Genomic DNA, 16,823 nt, shown 5'->3' with positions numbered 1-16,823 from the left:
GCCGCTCCGCTTCAGCCCTGCAGCTGATCGGCGATGAGAGCGGCCAGCAGCGCGGTGCGCGGGGCGATCTCATCGACGACGGCGTGTTCGTGTTCGGCGTGCGCCCCATCGCCGACGGCGCCCAGACCGTCGAGGGTGGCGATGCCGTCACCGGCGGTGAAGTTCCCGTCCGAGGCGCCGCCCACGGACACTCCCTGCGGCGCGGGCAGCCCGAGTTCGCCGGCGAGGGCCGTCGCCCGTTCGAAGAGCACAGCCGACTGCTCAGGTTCGAAAGGAGGCCGGTTGATTCCGCCGAGCACCTCCGTCATCGAGCCCTCCACCTGCGGCTTCGCAGCCAACTCACGGATCTGCGCATCCACGCGTTCGAGCTCAGCCGCAGTCCGGGCTCGCACATCGATGTCCACCCGGGCCTCGGCCGGCACGGTGTTCGACGTGGTCCCCGCGCTGATCACGGTCGGCACCACCGTCGTCCCCGCCTCGGCGTCGGCCAGGTCGGCCACCAACGGCAGAGTCAGAGCCAGGGCCATTCCCGCGTTGATGCCCTTCTCCGGTTCGAGCCCCGCGTGCGAGGCCTTGCCGGTGAACTTCAGCACGTAGTTGCTCGTGCCCTTCCGCTCGAGTTTGAGCGCCCCGTCAGCGCTCGCCTCCATGACGAACACAGCCTTCGCCTCGGCCGCCTCGGCGCGGATGAGGTCCGACGAGGACACGGATCCGATCTCCTCATCGCCGGTGACGAGGATCGACAGACCGTCCAGTCCGCCCTCGCCGAGGTGGTCGGCCACCATCGCGGTCGCGTGCACGCTCATGATCGCCCCGGTGAGCATGTCGAAGCTGCCGGGACCGCGGAGGATGCCGTCCTCGGTGGAGAAGGGGATGCGTTCGAGGGTGCCGTGCGGCCACACCGTGTCCTGGTGGTTGAGCAGGACGACGCGGGCCGGCCCGGTGCCGAAGCGCAGACGCAGGTGGGCGGTGCCGTCGACCTCGAGCAGTTCCGCCTCCGCGCCGAGGCGGTCCCCCAGGAGCGCGGCGAAGTCCCGTGCTCCTGCGGCCACGGCCGCCTTGTCGTGTGAGGGGGTCTCGATGGAGATGACCCGTTCGATGTCGGCGAGCATGTCGGGCAGACGTCGCTTCGCCTGTTCGACGAAGTCAGCGGGCTGGGGCGCAGATGATGTGGTCGAAGTCATAGGGCGAGTCTACGGAAGGCCGGTTGCCGACATCGCAGGTGTCCGAATGATGCAGGACGGACCCGATGCGCAGCTTGTCCGCACCGCGGCCGAATCGGTGTGCGGTGCGCCGTGGGAAGGATCGCGGTCTCCGTGCGGAATGGCCTGTGGACCGCGGCCGCGCACAAACCCGGCCGTCTGTGGTTTGCTAGTCCTATGGGTGAGGCAGTCAGCTCGAAGCGGTACACGCCGGAGGAACGCACACTGTATCGGGAGAAGCTCGCGGAGAATCTCGAGCTCTTCGATACCTACCTTCGTCATGCGGATTTCAAATCGGCGGGCACGATCGGGCTCGAACTCGAGCTCAACCTCGTCGGCGAGGGCAATCAGCCGAGCCTGCGGAACAAGGAGGTGCTCGATCGACTCGATGACGAGTATCAGTCCGAGATCGGCGGCTTCAACCTCGAACTCAACCATCCGGTGCTCCAAGTGGCCGGGCGGGGGCTGAAGACCTTGGAGGCCGGTGTCGCTCATCGCTTGGAGAAAGCGCAGAAGGCCGCCGAGGAAGACGGACTCAAGGTGGTGTCGATCGGCACCCTGCCGACCCTGACCACCGAATTCCTCACCGACGAGAAGTGGATGACGGAGGAGAACCGCTACGAGGCGCTGAGCAACTCGGTCATCGACGCCCGCGGCGAGTACGTCCGCATCGAGCTCGGTCGTGAAGAGCGGTACAAGGCGGAGTTCGCCGATATCGCTCCGGAATCCTCCTGCACGTCGATGCAGCTGCACCTGCAGGTGGCGCCGAACCGTTTCGCCGACGCGTGGAACGCCTCGCAGGCGATCGCCGGGGCGCAGGTGGCGATGGCAGCGAACTCACCGCTGTTCGTCGGCCGCAAGCTGTGGCACGAATCCCGGATCCCGATCTTCGCGCAGTCCATCGACACCCGCACGCCCGAACTCGTCAACCAGGGCGTGCGTCCCCGTGTATGGTTCGGCGAACGGTGGATCACCAGCGTCTTCGACCTCTTCGAGGAGAACGTCCGCTACTTCCCGCCGCTGCTGCCCGAGATCAAGGACTTCGTCGAATTCCGTGCCGCCGACGCTCCGAAGCTCTTCGAACTCAATCTGCACAACGGCACGGTGTGGCGTTGGAACCGCCCCATCTACAACTCCGGCGACGGCGGCGCGCACATCCGTGTCGAGAACCGCCTGCTTCCGGCCGGTCCGACCCCGGTCGACATGGTTGCCGACGCCGCTTTCTACTACGGCCTGGCCGAGTTCCTCGTCGGGGAGAACCGTCCCGTGTGGTCGCGGATGTCATTCGCCGAGGCGGAGGAGAACTTCAATGCCTGCGCCAAGGATGGGATCGAGGCCCGGGTGACCTGGCCGAAGATCGGACGCATCGGCGTGGCCGACCTCGTCACCGATGTGCTCGCGCCGCAGGCCAGGCGCGGACTCTCGCGACTGAACATCGACAAGGACGTCATCGACGAATACATGTCGATCATCGAAGGCCGTGCCGAAAGCCGCGTCAATGGTGCGACCTGGCAGCTGAAGGCCCTCGAGAGCCTCGCGCCCGGCAGCCGCCAGGACTCGCCCGAACGCGCCGAGGGCATCACGGCGATGATGGATGCCTACCTCGCGAACCAGGCGACAGGGAAGCCCGTCCACACCTGGGAGATCCCCACTCGCTGATGGCCGTTCGGCACCAAATGCAGGTCACTATCGGATACTCAGCGCCAAAACTAGGTCGCTATCGGATACTTCGCGACGCAGAAAGTATCCGATAGCGACCTAGTTTTGGGCTCAGGCGACGAGCCTCAGAGACGTTCGACCTCGACGAAGACGACGTCGGCGCTGCCTCCGGGGTTCGAGACCTCATGCTCGGATCCTGCCGGACGCGTGTAGGAGACGCCGGCCTCGAGTTCGGCGCGGATCTCGGTGCCATCCGAATTGCGCACGAGCATCGTGTCCGTGACCATCGGCACGACGACGTATTCGTACTCGTGCTTGTGCATCGGGATGACGCCGTCGGGGCGGATCGTCCACTTCGTCACCCGGAACACTCCGTTGTCGAGCTGGACCTCGCCGGTCGAACCGGTGTCTTCTGTATTGTCTGCGGTCATGGTGATCTCCTTCGATACGCGAGCGGCCTGCGGCAGAAGCCGGGACGGACCTGACGCCCTCACTGTATCGCCCTGAGCGGGCTCGACTTGAACCGATCCACCCGGGCTAGCATGAGGGATATGCGATACCCACTTGCTGACATCGACAACGTCGACGATGACATTCGCGCCCAGATCCTCGAGGTCGCCGAGAAGTCGGGGTTCGTGCCCAATGTCTTCCTCGCACTGGCCCGCCGACCGGACGAATTCCGCGCCTTCTTCGCCTACTACGACGCGCTCATGGAGAAGGAGACGGGGAACCTGACCAAGGCCGATCGGGAGATGATCGTCGTGGCCACCTCGGCGATCAATCACTGCCTCTACTGCGTCGTCGCGCACGGAGCGATGCTGCGGATCTTCCAGAAAGACGCGCTCATCGCCGATGTCGTCGCCACGAACTATCGCCAAGCCGATATCAGCCCACGTCAGATGGCTATGCTCGACTTCGCCGTCAAGGTCTGCGAGGAGCCGTGGGCCGTAGGAGACGCCGACCACCAGAGGCTTGCCGACCACGGATTCGACGCCGAAGACGCCTGGGACATCGCCGCGATCACCGGCTTCTTCGGCCTGTCCAACCGCATAGCCCACATCTCCGGAATGCTCCCGAACCCGGAGTTCTACACCCTCGGCCGCCTCCCGCGTGAGAAGAAGTGAACCGATGACCTCATCCACCCCCGCCGAAACCCTCCCGGCCGCCTCCGCCCGATCCGGGCTCGTCAAACCGTTCGCCGCGATGGGCATCGTCGCCACCGTCGGGCAGATGCAGCGCGCCGGCCGTGACACCATCGCCATGTGCCTGGGCGAACCGACCCAGGGCGCGCCCGGCCCCGTGCTCGCCCGTGCCGCCGAGGTCATGACCGACGGCACCGGACTCGGATACTCGCCGATCTTCGGCATCCCCGAACTGCGCGAAGCCATCGCCTCCCACTACCGCGACTGGTACGGACTCGACATCGCACCCGACCGCATCGCCGTGACGACCGGATCCTCCGGCGCCTTCCAGACGACGTTCCTCACCTGCTTCGACGTCGGTGACCGGGTGGCTCTGGCCCGACCCGGGTATGGGGCGTACAAGAACATCCTCGCGGCACTCGGCTGTGAGGTCGTCGAACTCGACTGCGGTGCCGATGAAGGGTTCCAGCCCACCGTCGACCTCTTGGCCGCCGCCCATGCGAAGGCCCCTCTCAAGGGGCTCATGCTCGCCTCACCTGCGAACCCGACCGGCACGATGATCGGCCCCGAGGCGCTCGGCCGGATCGTCGACTGGTGCCGGGCCAACGGGGTGCAGGTGATCTCCGATGAGATCTACCACGGCATCAGCTATATCGGCACCCGCGGCGAATGCGCACTCGCCCACGACGACTCTGCCGTCGTCATCTCCTCGTTCTCCAAATACTGGGGCATGACCGGGTGGCGACTCGGCTGGGCGATCCTGCCCGAAGCGCTCGTCGCGCCGGCCCAGAACGTCACGGGCAACCTCTCCCTGTGCGCCCCGGTGCCGGCGCAGTACGCGGCGGTCGCGGCCTTTGCAGACGAATCCTATGCCGAATGCGAGGCCGCAGTGGCCTCGTTCGCCGGTGCACGCGAACATGTCCTGGGCGCCCGCGCGGACCTCGGCTTCGGCGAGATGGCCCCACCCGACGGCGCCTTCTACATGTACGCCCGCATCGACGACATCCTCGACCGCGCGGGAATTGCCACTGCCGGCCAGTGGTGCGCGCGGGTGCTCGAGGCCACCGGCGTCGCGCTCGCCCCCGGTGACGACTTCGACTCCGTCGACGGCTCCCGTTCGGTGCGCCTGTCGCTGGCCGTCGGAGCGGACCGCACGGCCGAAGCCATCGACCGCATCCTCAACTTCATGGGATGAGCCCTGAACGTCGTGAGATGAGCCCTTCCGAGGGGATCCGATGAGCGCCGAGGATGTGCGAGCGGGCGGGCCGCCTCCGCCCCCGAAGGCCCTGCCGGTGCTCGGCATCATCCTGGCCGCCGTCCTGCTCGGATCGGCCGGACTGTTCGTCATCCTCGCCGAGGCGACCGCCCCCACCGCCGCCTTCCTGCGGTGTTGGATCGCGGTCATTGTGCTCGCCCCGTTGGCGTGGCTCGAGCTGCGACGGTACGGCCGTTTCCCGCCGAAGGCGATCCTCATCGCCGCGGTCTCCGGAGCGGCGCTCGGAATCGACTATGTGCTGTGGGCGCAGAGCGTGCTCGACGCCGGTCTGGGCGTGTCCACGGTCCTCATCAGCGTTCAAGTGATCGTGTTCCCGGCGCTGGTGTGGGCGTTCGGCGGTTCCCGGCCGGGATGGCTGTTCATCGGCTGCGTGCCGATCATGATCATCGGCATGCTGCTGACCGGGGGAGTGTTCGGCGCCGACGAGACGGCGGCGAATCCGATGCGGGGAGCGATCTTCGGGGTCCTGTCCGGTGTGCTCTACGGCGTCTACATCTTCGGCATCCACCACAGCCGGAAGGTCGCCGGAGACTTCATCGTCGCCCCGGTCCAAGTGGGCACGATCTCCGCCGGGGTGATGACCGCGGTCGCCGGGCTGACCCTCGGCGGCCTCGACTTCGACCTCGGCTGGGCCGGTTGGGGCTGGATGATCGCCCTGGCCGTCTGCGGTCAGGCCCTGTCATGGGTGCTGCTGAGCATCTCCAGCCCGTTGGTGCCGGTGCCGATGACCGCGGCGCTCATGCTGCTCCAACCGCTGTCCGCAGTGGTGCTCGGATCCCTCGTCGCCGGGGAGCGGCTGCAGGCGGGACAGTGGATCGGCGCCGTCCTCGTGGCCCTCATCGTCTGGATCGTCGGTGGAGGACCCGCGGCCCTGACACGTCGGCGACGTCGGTAGGGGCGGACTGCCTCGGCGATCCGGGCGCTGCGGTGGGCTGGGAACGGTGGGCCGCCTCGGCGAAGGAATCGCTGTGGAAGCCCCGCCCCAGGCGGGACTCAGTGTTCGTGGGCCTCGATCGTGTGGGCGATGGCGTCGACGATGATGTGGGCGACGTGGTCGTCCTTGAGCGAATAGTAGGCTTCGCGGCCGATCCGATTGACTCCGACGAGGTGGAGTCCGCGGAGGAACTTCAGGTGCTGGGACACCAGCGGCTGGGACAGTCCGGTCGCCTCGACGATGTGGGTGACAGTGGCCTCGCCGTGGGTGAGGACGAGCAGCATCTTCAGCCGGGAGGGTGTGGCGAGTGCCTTGAAGAGGTCGGCGGTCTCGGTGATGGCTTCGAGATGGTCCTCGGGGTTGAGCAGGAGCTGCTCGACATCGTCATTGACGGGGACGGAATCGGGAATGGAAGCCATGAGTGCAGATTACCGGACAACCGGCGTGGTCATGCGATATCCGGCACCGTGAGGCGGTCGCGGCAGTCGCGGGGTTCGGGCGGTCGGGACCGCCAGCGCCTCAGTCGAGGGCTTCGACGTCGGCCTGCGAGCCGAGGAGGTCATCGGCCAAGGACTCCCACTGACCGTAGGCGTCCGGCAGTGCCGACCGCTGCACGGACTGTGCCGCTTCGGTCGGTGACATCGAATCCCAGCCGTCGATCTGGTTGAGGCCGGGGTTCTCGACCTCGGGATTGATCCCATAGAACGCCTTGGCAGCGTAGATGGGATCGGTGAGCTGATGGGGCTCGCCCCAGCCCTGTGAAGGACGCTGCTGGAACAGGCCGACTGAATCACGGTCGCCGGAATCCAGATTGCGCAGCGAGGACTCCTGCAGCGCTGTCATGAGCGCGATCCTGATCGCATGGTCGTCGAAGTTGCCCCCGCGGCCGACGCCGATGATGAGCCGAGCATTGTCGATCTGCTGCTGACTGAGCTGGTTGACCGAAGCCATCTGCATCTGCCTGATCTTCGTGGAACCGAACGAAATGGGGGAATTGAGGATGATGACGGCGCCCACGACCAGTGCCATCACTGCAGCCCCGAGCCCGATGAGGGCACCAGTGAGCACGGACCGGCGGCCCTTGCGAGATGAGGTCAGACGAGGCATGAATATAACGATAATGCAACAAACTTAAGAGTGCATGGGGCAACGCCGAGGTTTTTATCACAGGAAGGTCACGGCCGGGCGGCGGTGAGGGGGAGGGCGGAGCCGAGCGTGAGCTCGTCTCGGAGGGCCCCGCACAGCTTAGGCTTGAACCATGGTGAGAATCGTTCGGCGCAACAACCGCCCACCTCTGATGACCTGCCTCATTGTGGTCTTCTCCTTCGTCGCCGTCGGCATCCTGACCGTTGCCGGCATCCTCGTCGCCATCATCTTCCTCTCCGCGGAGTCGTCGTCGACAGGTTCATCGCCGACCTCGGACTCCTCGTCGATCGGATCCTCATCCTCCGATTCCGATTCGGACGGCGGCCCCGGTCCGAGCACCACTGCCCCGGTGTCCGGAGGCTGGACGAGCGGAGGCTGAGTCTCGGGCCGCGGCTGAGTCCCTGGTAGGACGGGCGAGCAGCATCGTCGGCGCCCGTCCAGATCACCGATCCGAATCAGCCTCGGTGATCCTGCGGGATCACCGGCTGGCGGAGGATCGTGCGCAGCTTCTCCGGCGCGGTCCGGCGAACATCGCTGAGGTAGATCTCGTGATGCTTGCCCGCCATCGTCATCCCTGCCTCGGGAATGACATCGGTGTGCATGCGCTCGAGGACGGGCCCTTCGTCGTCGAAGGGACCGATATGCAGGGTCTGGACGCACGTTCCCTCCCGCAGTGTGTCGAATCGGATCTCGCCGAGGCGGGGCGCCGATCCCTTCGCCCGGACCGTGCCGTTGACGCCGTCGACGTGGCCTGCGTCCAACCAGTCCGGGACGAGCAGCATGAGCGTGAAGTCCCACGCTGACTTGTCCCGAGCACTCGTGAACGCCGCCATATCATCAGCCCACCACAGCCCTTCGAGCGGAGGCACGACATAGTCGCGGCCGAGTTCGAGCTTGCTGAAGAACTTCAGCCCATAGGCGAGCGGATAGAGGCTCGTCAGCGCCGATGCGAAATCCGGCGAGGTGTTCGGGTCTCCGTGGCCATCGATCATGAGGTACTGCGATTCCGGCACCTCGATGAGGTCGAATCGCCCCTGCTTCGCGCGGAAACCAGGCAGCGATCTCTTGAAATCGATCTTGTCCATACGAGGCTCCGCTCCAGGGTTGGGAATGAGATGAGTCTGATCCGCTTGACCTTGACACGATGTCAGGGTCTTCACTGGGTGGCAAGGAGGTGGAGACCATGACACATCCACTCAAACACCACCGGACCGACACCGGCGACCCCATGATCGAAGCGCTGAGTGCGTCGACCCCGCAGCAGCGCCTGCAGGCGGCGATGGCCATCGGCACACGAGCCGAGCCCCGTGACCTCGACGTGCTCATCGCCCGGTGCCGCATCGAACCGGACTTCTTCGTCCGCGACATGCTCACCTGGGCGCTCACTCGGCTGCCCGCCGGCGACACCGTTCCCCGCCTCGTCGCCGAACTCGACTCGCCGCTGTCGCAGGCGATCAGCCAATCCCTGCACACCCTGTCGAAGATCGGTGACGTGCGTGCCTGGCCGCCCATGGACCCGGCCCGGATCGGCACCGCGCTCATCGCCCATACCGACACCGAGGTGGCCCGCAGTGCGTGGAGAGCCGCCGTTGCCCTTGTGCCCGGTGAAGATCGTGAAGAACTGGCATCCGCCCTGGTGACACAGTTGGGTCGAGGGGATCTCGAGATGCAGAAGAGCCTCAGTCGAGCGATTGTGTCCCTCGGCGAGGATCTCGTGTCAGTGGTCGATGAGAGGCTTCATGCAGAGGACGACACAGTGCGGGCTCACGCCATGGCGACTCGGGACATGTTCGATGACCCGGATGCCGGCTTCGCCCACGCCTTGGACGCAGCCAAGCGGGTGGTCGCACTGGGGTCCGAGGCCACGGTCTAGATCGGCACAGGGAAGGTCTGATCGTGCGTGTGCCGACGGGTGGGGCAAGCCCGCCGGCGCACGGCCGAGGTCTCGGATCCCTTCCTTCAGTTTGCGGTTCCAGCACCTGTGCGAAATTCGCCTGCGACCGTTGAACGACGTCCGAAAGGTCCCAGGCATCGAAGAACTTCGGAACAATGCACCCGGAGCGCCACTATTGCGGCATAGAGTGGCTGACAGCAGAGAAGAGGTAGCAATGCTCATCGGCGAAGTGGCCCGGCGCTCCGGTGTGAGCGCACGCATGCTGCGCCACTACGAATCATTGGGCCTCGTCTCGCCCAGCCAGCGGACGCCCGGCGGCTACCGGGAGTACTCCGACGCCGACATCGGGCGCATCTTCCATATCGAAGGTCTGCGCAAACTCGGGATGTCTCTGACCGAAGTCGGTCGGGTGCTGTCCGAGCCGGACTTCGACCCCGGCACAGTGCTCGGGGACCTCATCGACCAGGCACGTGAGCGGATCGCGGCCGAGCAGCGTCTGCTCGACCACCTCCAGTCCGTCGCTCGGCTCGGTCGAGCCGACGGCGAGTCTCTCCTGTACACCATCGAACTCATGCGCTCTCTCGAATCCGGCGATGTCATCCAACGGCACAAAGCCGCACTCGGCAGCGGAGTCGACGGAGGAATGCCGATCGAGGCCTTGGCGCAGGCGGTCCTGCAGGAGACCGTGCTCAACGCGGCCGGGGCCATGCGGTGGGCGCTCGCCCAAGCCGGTGCCGAGGCCGTGCCCCATGTGGTGGTCGGAATGGACGACGCATCGGCCCAAGTGCGTCGCAATGCCCTGCTCGCCCTCGACGAGATCCGCAGAACCACACCGGACGAGAAACTCGACTCACGCTCGATATCGATGATCCGTCAGGCACTGGACAAGGGACTCGACGATGTCGACTCTGATATCCGCAGCATCGCCGCGCTCACCCTCGGCCGCTCAGGTGACGAGAAAGCTGTTCCTGTGCTGCTCGACATGGCGATGAATGGACCGAGGGACATCGAGGCAGCCGAGACCCTCGGCTTCATCGTCGACGCGACCGGACCGACTGCCGACATCGGAGAAAAGGTTCTCATCGAACTGCACCGACAAGCGGACTCGCACGATCCCCAGATACGGTTCCGGGTGCTCCAAGTCCTCCTCGAGATCTCCGGCAACCGCAGCAGTGACCTCATTGCCGAGCTCAGCGGCGATGACAGCCCGGAGCTCGCAGCCACCGCGCTCGCCGCACTCGATCGCCGACGACGGGAGCAGACATCGGACAAGGAGTGAACCTGGCCGATTTCGGTCGGGCCGCCTCGGTGAGGGGAAGACGGGAATCCGCGTTCCGACCGCCTCGGTGAAGGGGCGGTGGGAATCTGCGTTCCGGCCGCCTCGGCGAAGGGATGTCGGGTCTTCCTCATTCCGGTGGCTGTTGCCGGATCACTAAACTGGCCCTCATGACAACGGGCGGGACGACGGACGGAACGGATGCGGCCGGTGCGGCGGTCGGGCAGAAGCGGCGGCTGAGGCAGCCGTTCGTCTATCGGCGACACCACTTCACGCCCACCGGAGTGCTCGACTACCTGTTCTTCCTGTTCGCCGGTGCGGCCTCGACTTGGCTGGCGCTGCTCATCCTGCTCAAGGGATTCAGCCTCGGCTGGTGGCAGGTGCTCACGCTGCTCGTGTTCTGGGGAGTCGTGTCCTATCTGGCTCTGCCCAGGCTGCACCGCATCCTGTCCCAGATCTATGTGCCGAACTACTTCATCGGCCGCACTCGCACCTCTGACGGTCTGCTCGGCGATCCGGTCAATCTCGCCTGGCGTGGTGAGGAAGCGCAGATCCACCATGCGATGCGCGAAGCCGGATGGATCCTCGCCGACAGCATCACTCCCGCATCGACGTGGGAGATCATCCGGTCGACGGTGACGAAGCGCAGCTACCCGCAGGCGCCGGTGTCCCCGCTGCTGTTGTTCGGCCGCCGTCAGGACTTCGCCTACCAGCAGGAAGTCGATGGAGATCCGGGCCAGCGCCACCATGTGCGGTTCTGGAAATGCCCGCGCGGATGGCTGCTGCCCGGCGGACATCAGGCCGATTGGCTGGCCGCCGGAACCTATGACAAAGCCGTCGGCATCTCCCTGTTCACCCTCCAGTTCACCCACAAGATCGAAGAGAACACCGACGTCGAACGAGACCACATCGTCGATACAGTCACCCGTGCCAATGAAGTGATCGCGGTCGATCGGATCAAGGACTTCTCCACCGGATACCACTCCCGCAACGGCGGCGGCGATGCGATCATCACCGACGGGCACCTGCCGATCGTGGACGTCACCGAGGTGGTCGCCGACGAAGCCGACCATCCCGAACGCCTGGAGCTGGCGCTCGACGCCACCCGCATCTACTCCGATTCACGCAGCGTGTCCGAAGTGACGAAGACGCTGTGGCGACAGCGCCCGCTGCAGACCGTCGTCGGGGCCGCCCTCGTGCTCGTCCTGCTGCTCTTCCAAGCGTGGGATGTGATCAGTATGCTCCTCGATTGGAACGGACTGCGCTCCGAAGTCGTCGGCTACAGCTCGGACATCGCGGCCATCAGCGATGACACGGCCACGCGCATCGTCGCTGGAGTGCTCGTCGGCGTCAGCCTCCTCATCGGTTGTCTGCAGGTCATCGCTTCGACGTCGGTGTTCCGCGGCAGCAACCGGGCCAGGCTGTGGATCCTCACGCTCTCGACGATCTCCGTGATCGTGTCGATGACGAACTACTTCACCGGAGACCGCGACCTGGCGACGAACATGTATGCGCTGACGACCATCGCCATGCAGGTGGCGGTGCTGCTGGCGCTGTCGAGCGACTCCTCCCGGATGTTCACCCGCTTCAGCACCGCAGCCCTGCGTGCCGAACGACAGGACCGCGCCCTCGAGGACTGACGCGGCGGGTTCCCACCCGCGAGGAACGGGGCGGCGGGTTCCCGCCCGCAGGGCCCGGGGTGGCGGGTCCGTGTATTCTGACCGTGTCCGATCCACTCCGCACTTCAGCTCGACGCCGAGGCTGGACCACACACGAAGGCAGGACTCCATGACCGACCAGACCCCCGATGCTTCCGTCTTCGATTCGATCGATCCGGTCCTCAAGGTCGTCACCGCCGAGATCGAGATCTCAGCTCCCGCCGAGGCGGTCTTCGAACTCATCGCCGACCCGCAGCGTCAGCCGGAATGGGACGGCAATGACAACCTCGGCTCGGCCGTCGAGGGCCAGCGAGTGCAGGGGGCCGGGAGCTCGTTCGTCACGACTCTGACCAAGGGCGTGGACCGGGAGAACCACATCGTCGACTTCGCCGAGGGCAGGCTCATCGCCTGGAAGCCCTCCGAAGTGGGTGGAGAGCCGTTCGGTCAGAAGTGGGTGTGGGAGATCGAACCGACCGGAGACGACTCGGTCCTGGTTCGTCACACCTATGACTGGACCGAGCTGCGCGATCCGAAGCGTCTGTCGCGGGCGCAGTCGACGACCGCGGCTAATCTGCTCGCCTCGCTCAAGAGACTCAAGCAGCTCGCCGAAGGCTGAGATCAGGCGCCTGGCAGACAGCCGCGGCCGAGGCCTGACTGCTTACCGCGTCCGAGTGACCGTCCCGCCGGGACAGCAGTCCGGTCAGAACAGACGGATAGAGGCACTCATTTCGGCCAGGCGTCGGCGAGACGCGTGAGCAGCGATGCCAGCTGTGCCCGCTCGTCCTCGGTGAATGTGCTCAATGCCTGATCGACGTTGTCACGCTGGGCGCCGCGGAATCTGTTGGTGATCGCGCGGCCCTTGTCCGTCAGCGCGATGAGGGTTCGCCGGGCATCATCCGGGTCTGCCTCGCGACGCAGTAGTCCGAGCTCGACGCCTTGGGACACGAGCCTGGACGCGCGCGGCTGATCGACGCCGATCGCATCGCCGAGTGCGCTGACTCCCAGCGCCGTGCCCGCCTGGACGAGTGAGACGAGCAGACGGATGAGCGCACGCCCACGGCCGTGTGCGGCGAACGGCCCACCGGGATGACGCCTGCCGCCGAAGGGGAAATCGTCTGAGTTCCGACCGCCACCGAATCCACCACGGTCTCCGAATCCACCGCGTTCACCGAAGCCCCCGCGCTGGCCAGGGCCGCCGTGCTCACCGAGCCCGCCGAAGGGGCCGAATCCACGCGGACCGCCGGGCCCGCGCCGCCACTGCAGGCGGGTGAGCGCCTCGGCGATCGCCTGAATGTCATCGTTCGTGCTCATGATTCGATTTTACATGCCACTTGACATGCAATCGAATTGCATGTCATTCTGCATGTACATGTCAGATGACAACTAAGGAGATGACATGACTGAAAACAAAGACTTCAACGATGACAACGACGACTTCACCACCCCGACCGGAGGAGCCGGCGCAACAGGTGCCGATGGCCGGACAGACTCGCCGAACACCGACGAGAACACCGTCGCCGGCAGCGCCTCGAGTCTCGGCTCCGATCGCGAACAGCCGGGCGAAGCGGGCAAGACCGATGCGGCGGAGAATGATTCGGCCGCACGCACTGAGCCCGTGAACGGTGCCGATTCCGGCGACGGCAAGGGCGATGACACCGACACCGATCTGCCGCAGCTGCTGCGCGAGTTCAGCCACGTGCTGCGTCGCGAATTCCGCTCGGCTGCGGTCGACTCCGGATTCGACCCTCGCGACTTCGGGCGTATGCGGCGAGGACGTCGCCGCTGGGACTCCGATGAGGTCGTCGCCGACGGTGCCGCCTACCCGGAAGAGCCTGTGACCTACGGTCCGCCGCGCGGCCGAGGTGGATGGGGGCCATCGAAGAACATCGATCCCGAAGAGCTGCGCCAGCGCTTCCGCGATATGCGCGACGGAGTCGGCGATCGCATCGAAGAGGTGCTCACCTCCGAAGAATTCGAGAACCTCAAGGCCTCGCTGGCGAAGATCGTCGACAACTTCGGCCCCGATCGCTGCGGCGACGACTCGGCCCGCCATAACGGACCGTACGACCGCGAACACCCCCACGACCATGACGATCACCGAGGCGGCCCTGACCGTCACGAGGCTCATGGACCCCGTGGTGGGAACGGCGACCACGACCGCCGCCGCGGGGGAGGCCGCGGACGGCGCGGATTCGGCCCGAACTTCGGTCCCGGCTTCGGTCCGGGCCGACGAGGATTCGACCCCTTCGGCTGGGCCGATGAGCGCCGCAGCCGCGAACAGGAGGTCCAAGAGGCCTTCGAGCGCGGATTCGCCGCGGGCTTCGAACAGGGACGCAACTCGTAAGCGACGCCGCCGGTGGAGTGCTCTCCGCCGGCGGCCGACCGTTGGGTCGTGCGAAGACACTCTCCCGACCACCCGAGAACGCGATGCCGGCCCGCACATCCGCGCTGTCCATCAACAGAACGGCACCGTGAAACATCGACGCGATCCGGTGCGAACCTCCACGGTTCGCACCGGATCGCGTCTGCGTCTGTGCGCCGAGACTCCCCGCGCGGTGCACAGGCGTATCCACGGCACTTCTGCCGGCGCAGCGATCATGCGGCAGCACGGGCCGCTGAACGCTCAGCTGCGGGAGAGCACCGCCCCGAGGTCATCGAGCACGCTGCGATCCTCGATCGTCGACGGCACTGCCGGGTCGTCGGCGCCATCGGCGATCTGCCGCATCGTCTTGCGCAGGATCTTGCCCGACCGGGTCTTCGGCAGACCCGCGACGATGTCGACGCGTTTGAATGCGGCGACCGGTCCGATCTCTTTGCGGACGAGCGCCACGAGTTCGTCGATGACGGTGTCCGGGTCGGCCGCCTCGGCGGAATCCCCGAGCACGACCAGCGCACGTGGGATCTGTCCCTTCATATCATCGTGGACGCCGATGACAGCGGCCTCGGCCACGGCCGGGTGGGAGGCGACGACCGCCTCGATGATGCCGGTGGACAGGCGGTGGCCGGCGACGTTGATGACATCGTCGGTGCGACCCATGACGAAGACGTACCCATCCTCATCGAGATAGCCGGAATCGCCGGTGAGGTAATAGCCGTCGAAGGCGGCGAGGTAGGAGGAGATGAACCTCTCGTCGTCACCCCACACCGTGGCCATGGTGCCCGGAGGCAGCGGCAGCCGGATGACGATGAGTCCTTCCTCCCCGGCCGGAACTGGCTGACCGCCGGGGTCGACGACCTCGACGTGGAAGCCGGGAGTCGGCTTCGTCGAGGATCCCGCCTTGAGCGGGAACCGGGTCAGTCCCAGCGGATTCGCCGTGATCGGCCAGCCGGTCTCCGTCTGCCACCAATTGTCGACGACGGGGACGTCGCGTCCGGTCGCCTCGGCGAGGATCTTCGTCGTCCACTCATACGTGTCGGGATCGAGGCGCTCGCCGGCGAGGAATTCCGCACGCAGACTCGACAGATCGTACTTCTTCATCAGCTCGCCGTTCGGGTCCTCCTTGCGCACCACGCGCATGGCGGTCGGGGCGGTGAAGTGGACGTTGACCTTGTGCTGCTCGATGGCGCGGAAGAAGGCTCCGGCATCGGGTGTGCCCACGGGTTTGCCCTCATAGAGCACTGAGGTGACGCCGGCCAACAGGGGCGCGTAGATGATGTACGTGTGCCCGACGACCCACCCGACGTCGGAGGCGGTGAACATCGTGTCGCCCGGGTGGAGGCCGAAGACGGTCGGCATCGAGAACGCTCCGGCCACCGCATATCCGCCGGAATCGCGGACGATTCCCTTCGGTTTGCCGGTGGTGCCCGAGGTGTAGAGGACGTAGAGCTCGTCGGTGGCCTTCACGGTCACCGGGTCGATGCCCTCGGGTGTCTGGTCGAGCAGTTCGGCGTAGTCGAGGTCGTTCTCGCCGAGTTCGCAGCGATGTTCGTCGCGTTGGACGATGACGGTGAAGTCAGGTTTGTTCTCGGCGATCTCGATGGCCTCATCGAGCATCGGTTTGTATTCGAGGACTCGGCTCTTCTCGACTCCGCAGGAAGTGGAGATGACGGCTTTCGGGGCGGTGTCGTCGATGCGCACGGCGAGCTCGTTCGGAGCAAAGCCGCCGAAGACGACCGAGTGGATCGCGCCGAGGCGGGCGCACGCGAGCATGGCCACGGCCGCCTCGGGGATCATCGGCATGTAGATGACGACGCGATCGCCCTTGGTCACACCTCTGTCCGCCAGGGCCCGAGCGAAGCGGGAGACCTCGTCGAGAAGCTCGGCGTAGTTGATCGAACGGACGGTGTCGGTGACCGGCGAATCGTAGATGATGGCGGCCTGGTCGCCGCGGCCGTTCGCGACATGTCGGTCGAGCGCGTTGTAACAGACGTTGAGCTCGCCGTCGGGGAACCAGCGATAGATCGGCGCATTCGAATCGTCGACGGCCTTCGTCGGTTCGGTGACCCAGTCGATGTGGTTCTTGGCCTGCTCGAGCCAGAAGCCGTGCGCGTCCTCGGCGATGCGGGCCACGACGTCGTCGTAGCTTTCAGCGGAGTTCTCGATGGTGGTATTCATGCTCCCATTGTGACGCATAGCACAGTTGTGTGCCGAGGTGGGGCTCATCCTCGGGGATCGCCACCGGCACGAAAGTGGACC

At 65.9% G+C, this 16,823-nt stretch carries 17 protein-coding genes; 10 read left to right on the top strand and 7 right to left on the bottom strand.

The window, feature by feature from the left end:
- Positions 1-11: 11 nt before the first annotated feature.
- Complete coding sequence (locus HK108_RS10655; RefSeq protein ID WP_181271506.1) at positions 12-1,184, bottom strand: M20 family metallopeptidase; 1,173 nt, start codon at positions 1,182-1,184, stop codon at positions 12-14.
- Positions 1,185-1,379: 195 nt separating this feature from the next.
- Between HK108_RS10655 and HK108_RS10650 the strand changes: the two genes are divergently transcribed.
- On the top strand, positions 1,380-2,861 hold the full coding sequence (locus HK108_RS10650) for a glutamate-cysteine ligase family protein (protein WP_139469012.1): 1,482 nt from the start codon (positions 1,380-1,382) through the stop codon (positions 2,859-2,861).
- 125 nt (positions 2,862-2,986) lie between these two features.
- Here the strand turns inward: HK108_RS10650 and HK108_RS10645 are convergent, their stop codons facing one another.
- The gene (locus HK108_RS10645; RefSeq protein ID WP_139469013.1) at positions 2,987-3,292 is read right to left on the bottom strand and encodes a cupin domain-containing protein; all 306 of its coding nucleotides are present in this window, start codon (positions 3,290-3,292) and stop codon (positions 2,987-2,989) included.
- 120 nt (positions 3,293-3,412) lie between these two features.
- Here HK108_RS10645 and HK108_RS10640 point away from each other — a divergent pair, with 120 nt between their 5' ends.
- Genes HK108_RS10640 through HK108_RS10630 form a run of 3 tightly spaced genes read left to right on the top strand, consistent with a single transcriptional unit; the run spans position 3,413 to position 6,174 of the window.
- Entirely contained in the window at positions 3,413-3,985 is a 573-nt protein-coding gene (locus tag HK108_RS10640) for a peroxidase-related enzyme (protein ID WP_218973652.1), read from the top strand.
- A 4-nt stretch (positions 3,986-3,989) separates the two neighbouring features.
- Positions 3,990-5,198, top strand: coding sequence for a pyridoxal phosphate-dependent aminotransferase (locus tag HK108_RS10635; RefSeq protein WP_139469015.1), 1,209 nt, complete (start codon positions 3,990-3,992; stop codon positions 5,196-5,198).
- A gap of 40 nt (positions 5,199-5,238) precedes the next feature.
- Positions 5,239-6,174 carry a DMT family transporter gene (locus HK108_RS10630; RefSeq protein WP_139469016.1) on the top strand — a complete coding sequence of 312 codons (936 nt, stop codon included), beginning with the start codon at positions 5,239-5,241 and terminating at the stop codon, positions 6,172-6,174.
- 98 nt (positions 6,175-6,272) lie between these two features.
- Here the strand turns inward: HK108_RS10630 and HK108_RS10625 are convergent, their stop codons facing one another.
- Positions 6,273-6,632, bottom strand: a complete 360-nt coding sequence (locus tag HK108_RS10625) for an ArsR/SmtB family transcription factor (protein WP_139909298.1) — start codon at positions 6,630-6,632, stop codon at positions 6,273-6,275.
- Between the two features lie 100 nt (positions 6,633-6,732).
- Positions 6,733-7,320 (bottom strand): peptidoglycan-binding protein, encoded by a 588-nt coding sequence (locus tag HK108_RS10620; protein WP_219922312.1) that lies wholly within the window; start codon positions 7,318-7,320, stop codon positions 6,733-6,735.
- A 151-nt stretch (positions 7,321-7,471) separates the two neighbouring features.
- On the opposite strand from HK108_RS10620, the gene HK108_RS10615 reads away from it, so the two are divergent.
- A complete protein-coding gene (locus HK108_RS10615) occupies positions 7,472-7,738 on the top strand; it encodes a hypothetical protein (protein WP_139469017.1) in 267 nt (88 codons plus the stop codon).
- 76 nt (positions 7,739-7,814) lie between these two features.
- On the opposite strand, the gene HK108_RS10610 is transcribed toward HK108_RS10615, so the two are convergent.
- Positions 7,815-8,444, bottom strand: a complete 630-nt coding sequence (locus tag HK108_RS10610) for a GyrI-like domain-containing protein (RefSeq protein WP_181271505.1) — start codon at positions 8,442-8,444, stop codon at positions 7,815-7,817.
- Positions 8,445-8,542: 98 nt separating this feature from the next.
- On the opposite strand from HK108_RS10610, the gene HK108_RS10605 reads away from it, so the two are divergent.
- From HK108_RS10605 to HK108_RS10590, 4 genes are all read left to right on the top strand, one after another.
- Positions 8,543-9,232, top strand: a complete 690-nt coding sequence (locus HK108_RS10605; protein WP_181271504.1) for a HEAT repeat domain-containing protein — start codon at positions 8,543-8,545, stop codon at positions 9,230-9,232.
- A gap of 208 nt (positions 9,233-9,440) precedes the next feature.
- A complete protein-coding gene (locus HK108_RS10600) occupies positions 9,441-10,532 on the top strand; it encodes a MerR family transcriptional regulator (protein ID WP_229664074.1) in 1,092 nt (363 codons plus the stop codon).
- 167 nt (positions 10,533-10,699) lie between these two features.
- A complete protein-coding gene (locus HK108_RS10595) occupies positions 10,700-12,169 on the top strand; it encodes an LssY C-terminal domain-containing protein (protein ID WP_139469019.1) in 1,470 nt (489 codons plus the stop codon).
- A gap of 148 nt (positions 12,170-12,317) precedes the next feature.
- The gene (locus HK108_RS10590) at positions 12,318-12,803 is read left to right on the top strand and encodes an SRPBCC family protein (protein ID WP_139469020.1); all 486 of its coding nucleotides are present in this window, start codon (positions 12,318-12,320) and stop codon (positions 12,801-12,803) included.
- A 107-nt stretch (positions 12,804-12,910) separates the two neighbouring features.
- Here HK108_RS10590 and HK108_RS18870 read toward each other — a convergent pair whose 3' ends face one another.
- Entirely contained in the window at positions 12,911-13,498 is a 588-nt protein-coding gene (locus HK108_RS18870) for a MarR family winged helix-turn-helix transcriptional regulator (protein WP_229664073.1), read from the bottom strand.
- Positions 13,499-13,583: 85 nt separating this feature from the next.
- On the opposite strand from HK108_RS18870, the gene HK108_RS10580 reads away from it, so the two are divergent.
- Positions 13,584-14,531: a hypothetical protein gene (locus HK108_RS10580; protein ID WP_181271503.1), complete on the top strand. Its 948-nt coding sequence runs from the start codon at positions 13,584-13,586 to the stop codon at positions 14,529-14,531.
- 279 nt (positions 14,532-14,810) lie between these two features.
- On the opposite strand, the gene HK108_RS10575 is transcribed toward HK108_RS10580, so the two are convergent.
- Positions 14,811-16,742 carry an acetate--CoA ligase gene (locus tag HK108_RS10575; RefSeq protein WP_181271502.1) on the bottom strand — a complete coding sequence of 644 codons (1,932 nt, stop codon included), beginning with the start codon at positions 16,740-16,742 and terminating at the stop codon, positions 14,811-14,813.
- Positions 16,743-16,823 lie beyond the last annotated feature (81 nt).

The organism is Brevibacterium sediminis, from assembly GCF_013623905.1.
Taxonomy (GTDB): domain Bacteria; phylum Actinomycetota; class Actinomycetes; order Actinomycetales; family Brevibacteriaceae; genus Brevibacterium; species Brevibacterium sediminis.
This window is presented reverse-complemented; position numbering and strand designations above follow the sequence as displayed.

Excerpts from the sequence above, each read along its gene's own strand:
- HK108_RS10615 (WP_139469017.1), top strand. The coding sequence starts at position 7,472 with ATGGTGAGAATCGTTCGGCGCAACAACCGCCCACCTCTGATGACCTGC.
- HK108_RS10620 (WP_219922312.1), bottom strand. The coding sequence starts at position 7,320 with ATGCCTCGTCTGACCTCATCTCGCAAGGGCCGCCGGTCCGTGCTCACT.
- HK108_RS10590 (WP_139469020.1), top strand. The coding sequence starts at position 12,318 with ATGACCGACCAGACCCCCGATGCTTCCGTCTTCGATTCGATCGATCCG.
- HK108_RS10595 (WP_139469019.1), top strand. The coding sequence starts at position 10,700 with ATGACAACGGGCGGGACGACGGACGGAACGGATGCGGCCGGTGCGGCG.
- HK108_RS10575 (WP_181271502.1), bottom strand. The coding sequence starts at position 16,742 with ATGAATACCACCATCGAGAACTCCGCTGAAAGCTACGACGACGTCGTG.
- HK108_RS10640 (WP_218973652.1), top strand. The coding sequence starts at position 3,413 with ATGCGATACCCACTTGCTGACATCGACAACGTCGACGATGACATTCGC.
- HK108_RS18870 (WP_229664073.1), bottom strand. The coding sequence starts at position 13,498 with ATGAGCACGAACGATGACATTCAGGCGATCGCCGAGGCGCTCACCCGC.
- HK108_RS10605 (WP_181271504.1), top strand. The coding sequence starts at position 8,543 with ATGACACATCCACTCAAACACCACCGGACCGACACCGGCGACCCCATG.
- HK108_RS10650 (WP_139469012.1), top strand. The coding sequence starts at position 1,380 with ATGGGTGAGGCAGTCAGCTCGAAGCGGTACACGCCGGAGGAACGCACA.
- HK108_RS10635 (WP_139469015.1), top strand. The coding sequence starts at position 3,990 with ATGACCTCATCCACCCCCGCCGAAACCCTCCCGGCCGCCTCCGCCCGA.
- HK108_RS10645 (WP_139469013.1), bottom strand. The coding sequence starts at position 3,292 with ATGACCGCAGACAATACAGAAGACACCGGTTCGACCGGCGAGGTCCAG.
- HK108_RS10630 (WP_139469016.1), top strand. The coding sequence starts at position 5,239 with ATGAGCGCCGAGGATGTGCGAGCGGGCGGGCCGCCTCCGCCCCCGAAG.
- HK108_RS10655 (WP_181271506.1), bottom strand. The coding sequence starts at position 1,184 with ATGACTTCGACCACATCATCTGCGCCCCAGCCCGCTGACTTCGTCGAA.
- HK108_RS10610 (WP_181271505.1), bottom strand. The coding sequence starts at position 8,444 with ATGGACAAGATCGATTTCAAGAGATCGCTGCCTGGTTTCCGCGCGAAG.
- HK108_RS10625 (WP_139909298.1), bottom strand. The coding sequence starts at position 6,632 with ATGGCTTCCATTCCCGATTCCGTCCCCGTCAATGACGATGTCGAGCAG.
- HK108_RS10580 (WP_181271503.1), top strand. The coding sequence starts at position 13,584 with ATGACTGAAAACAAAGACTTCAACGATGACAACGACGACTTCACCACC.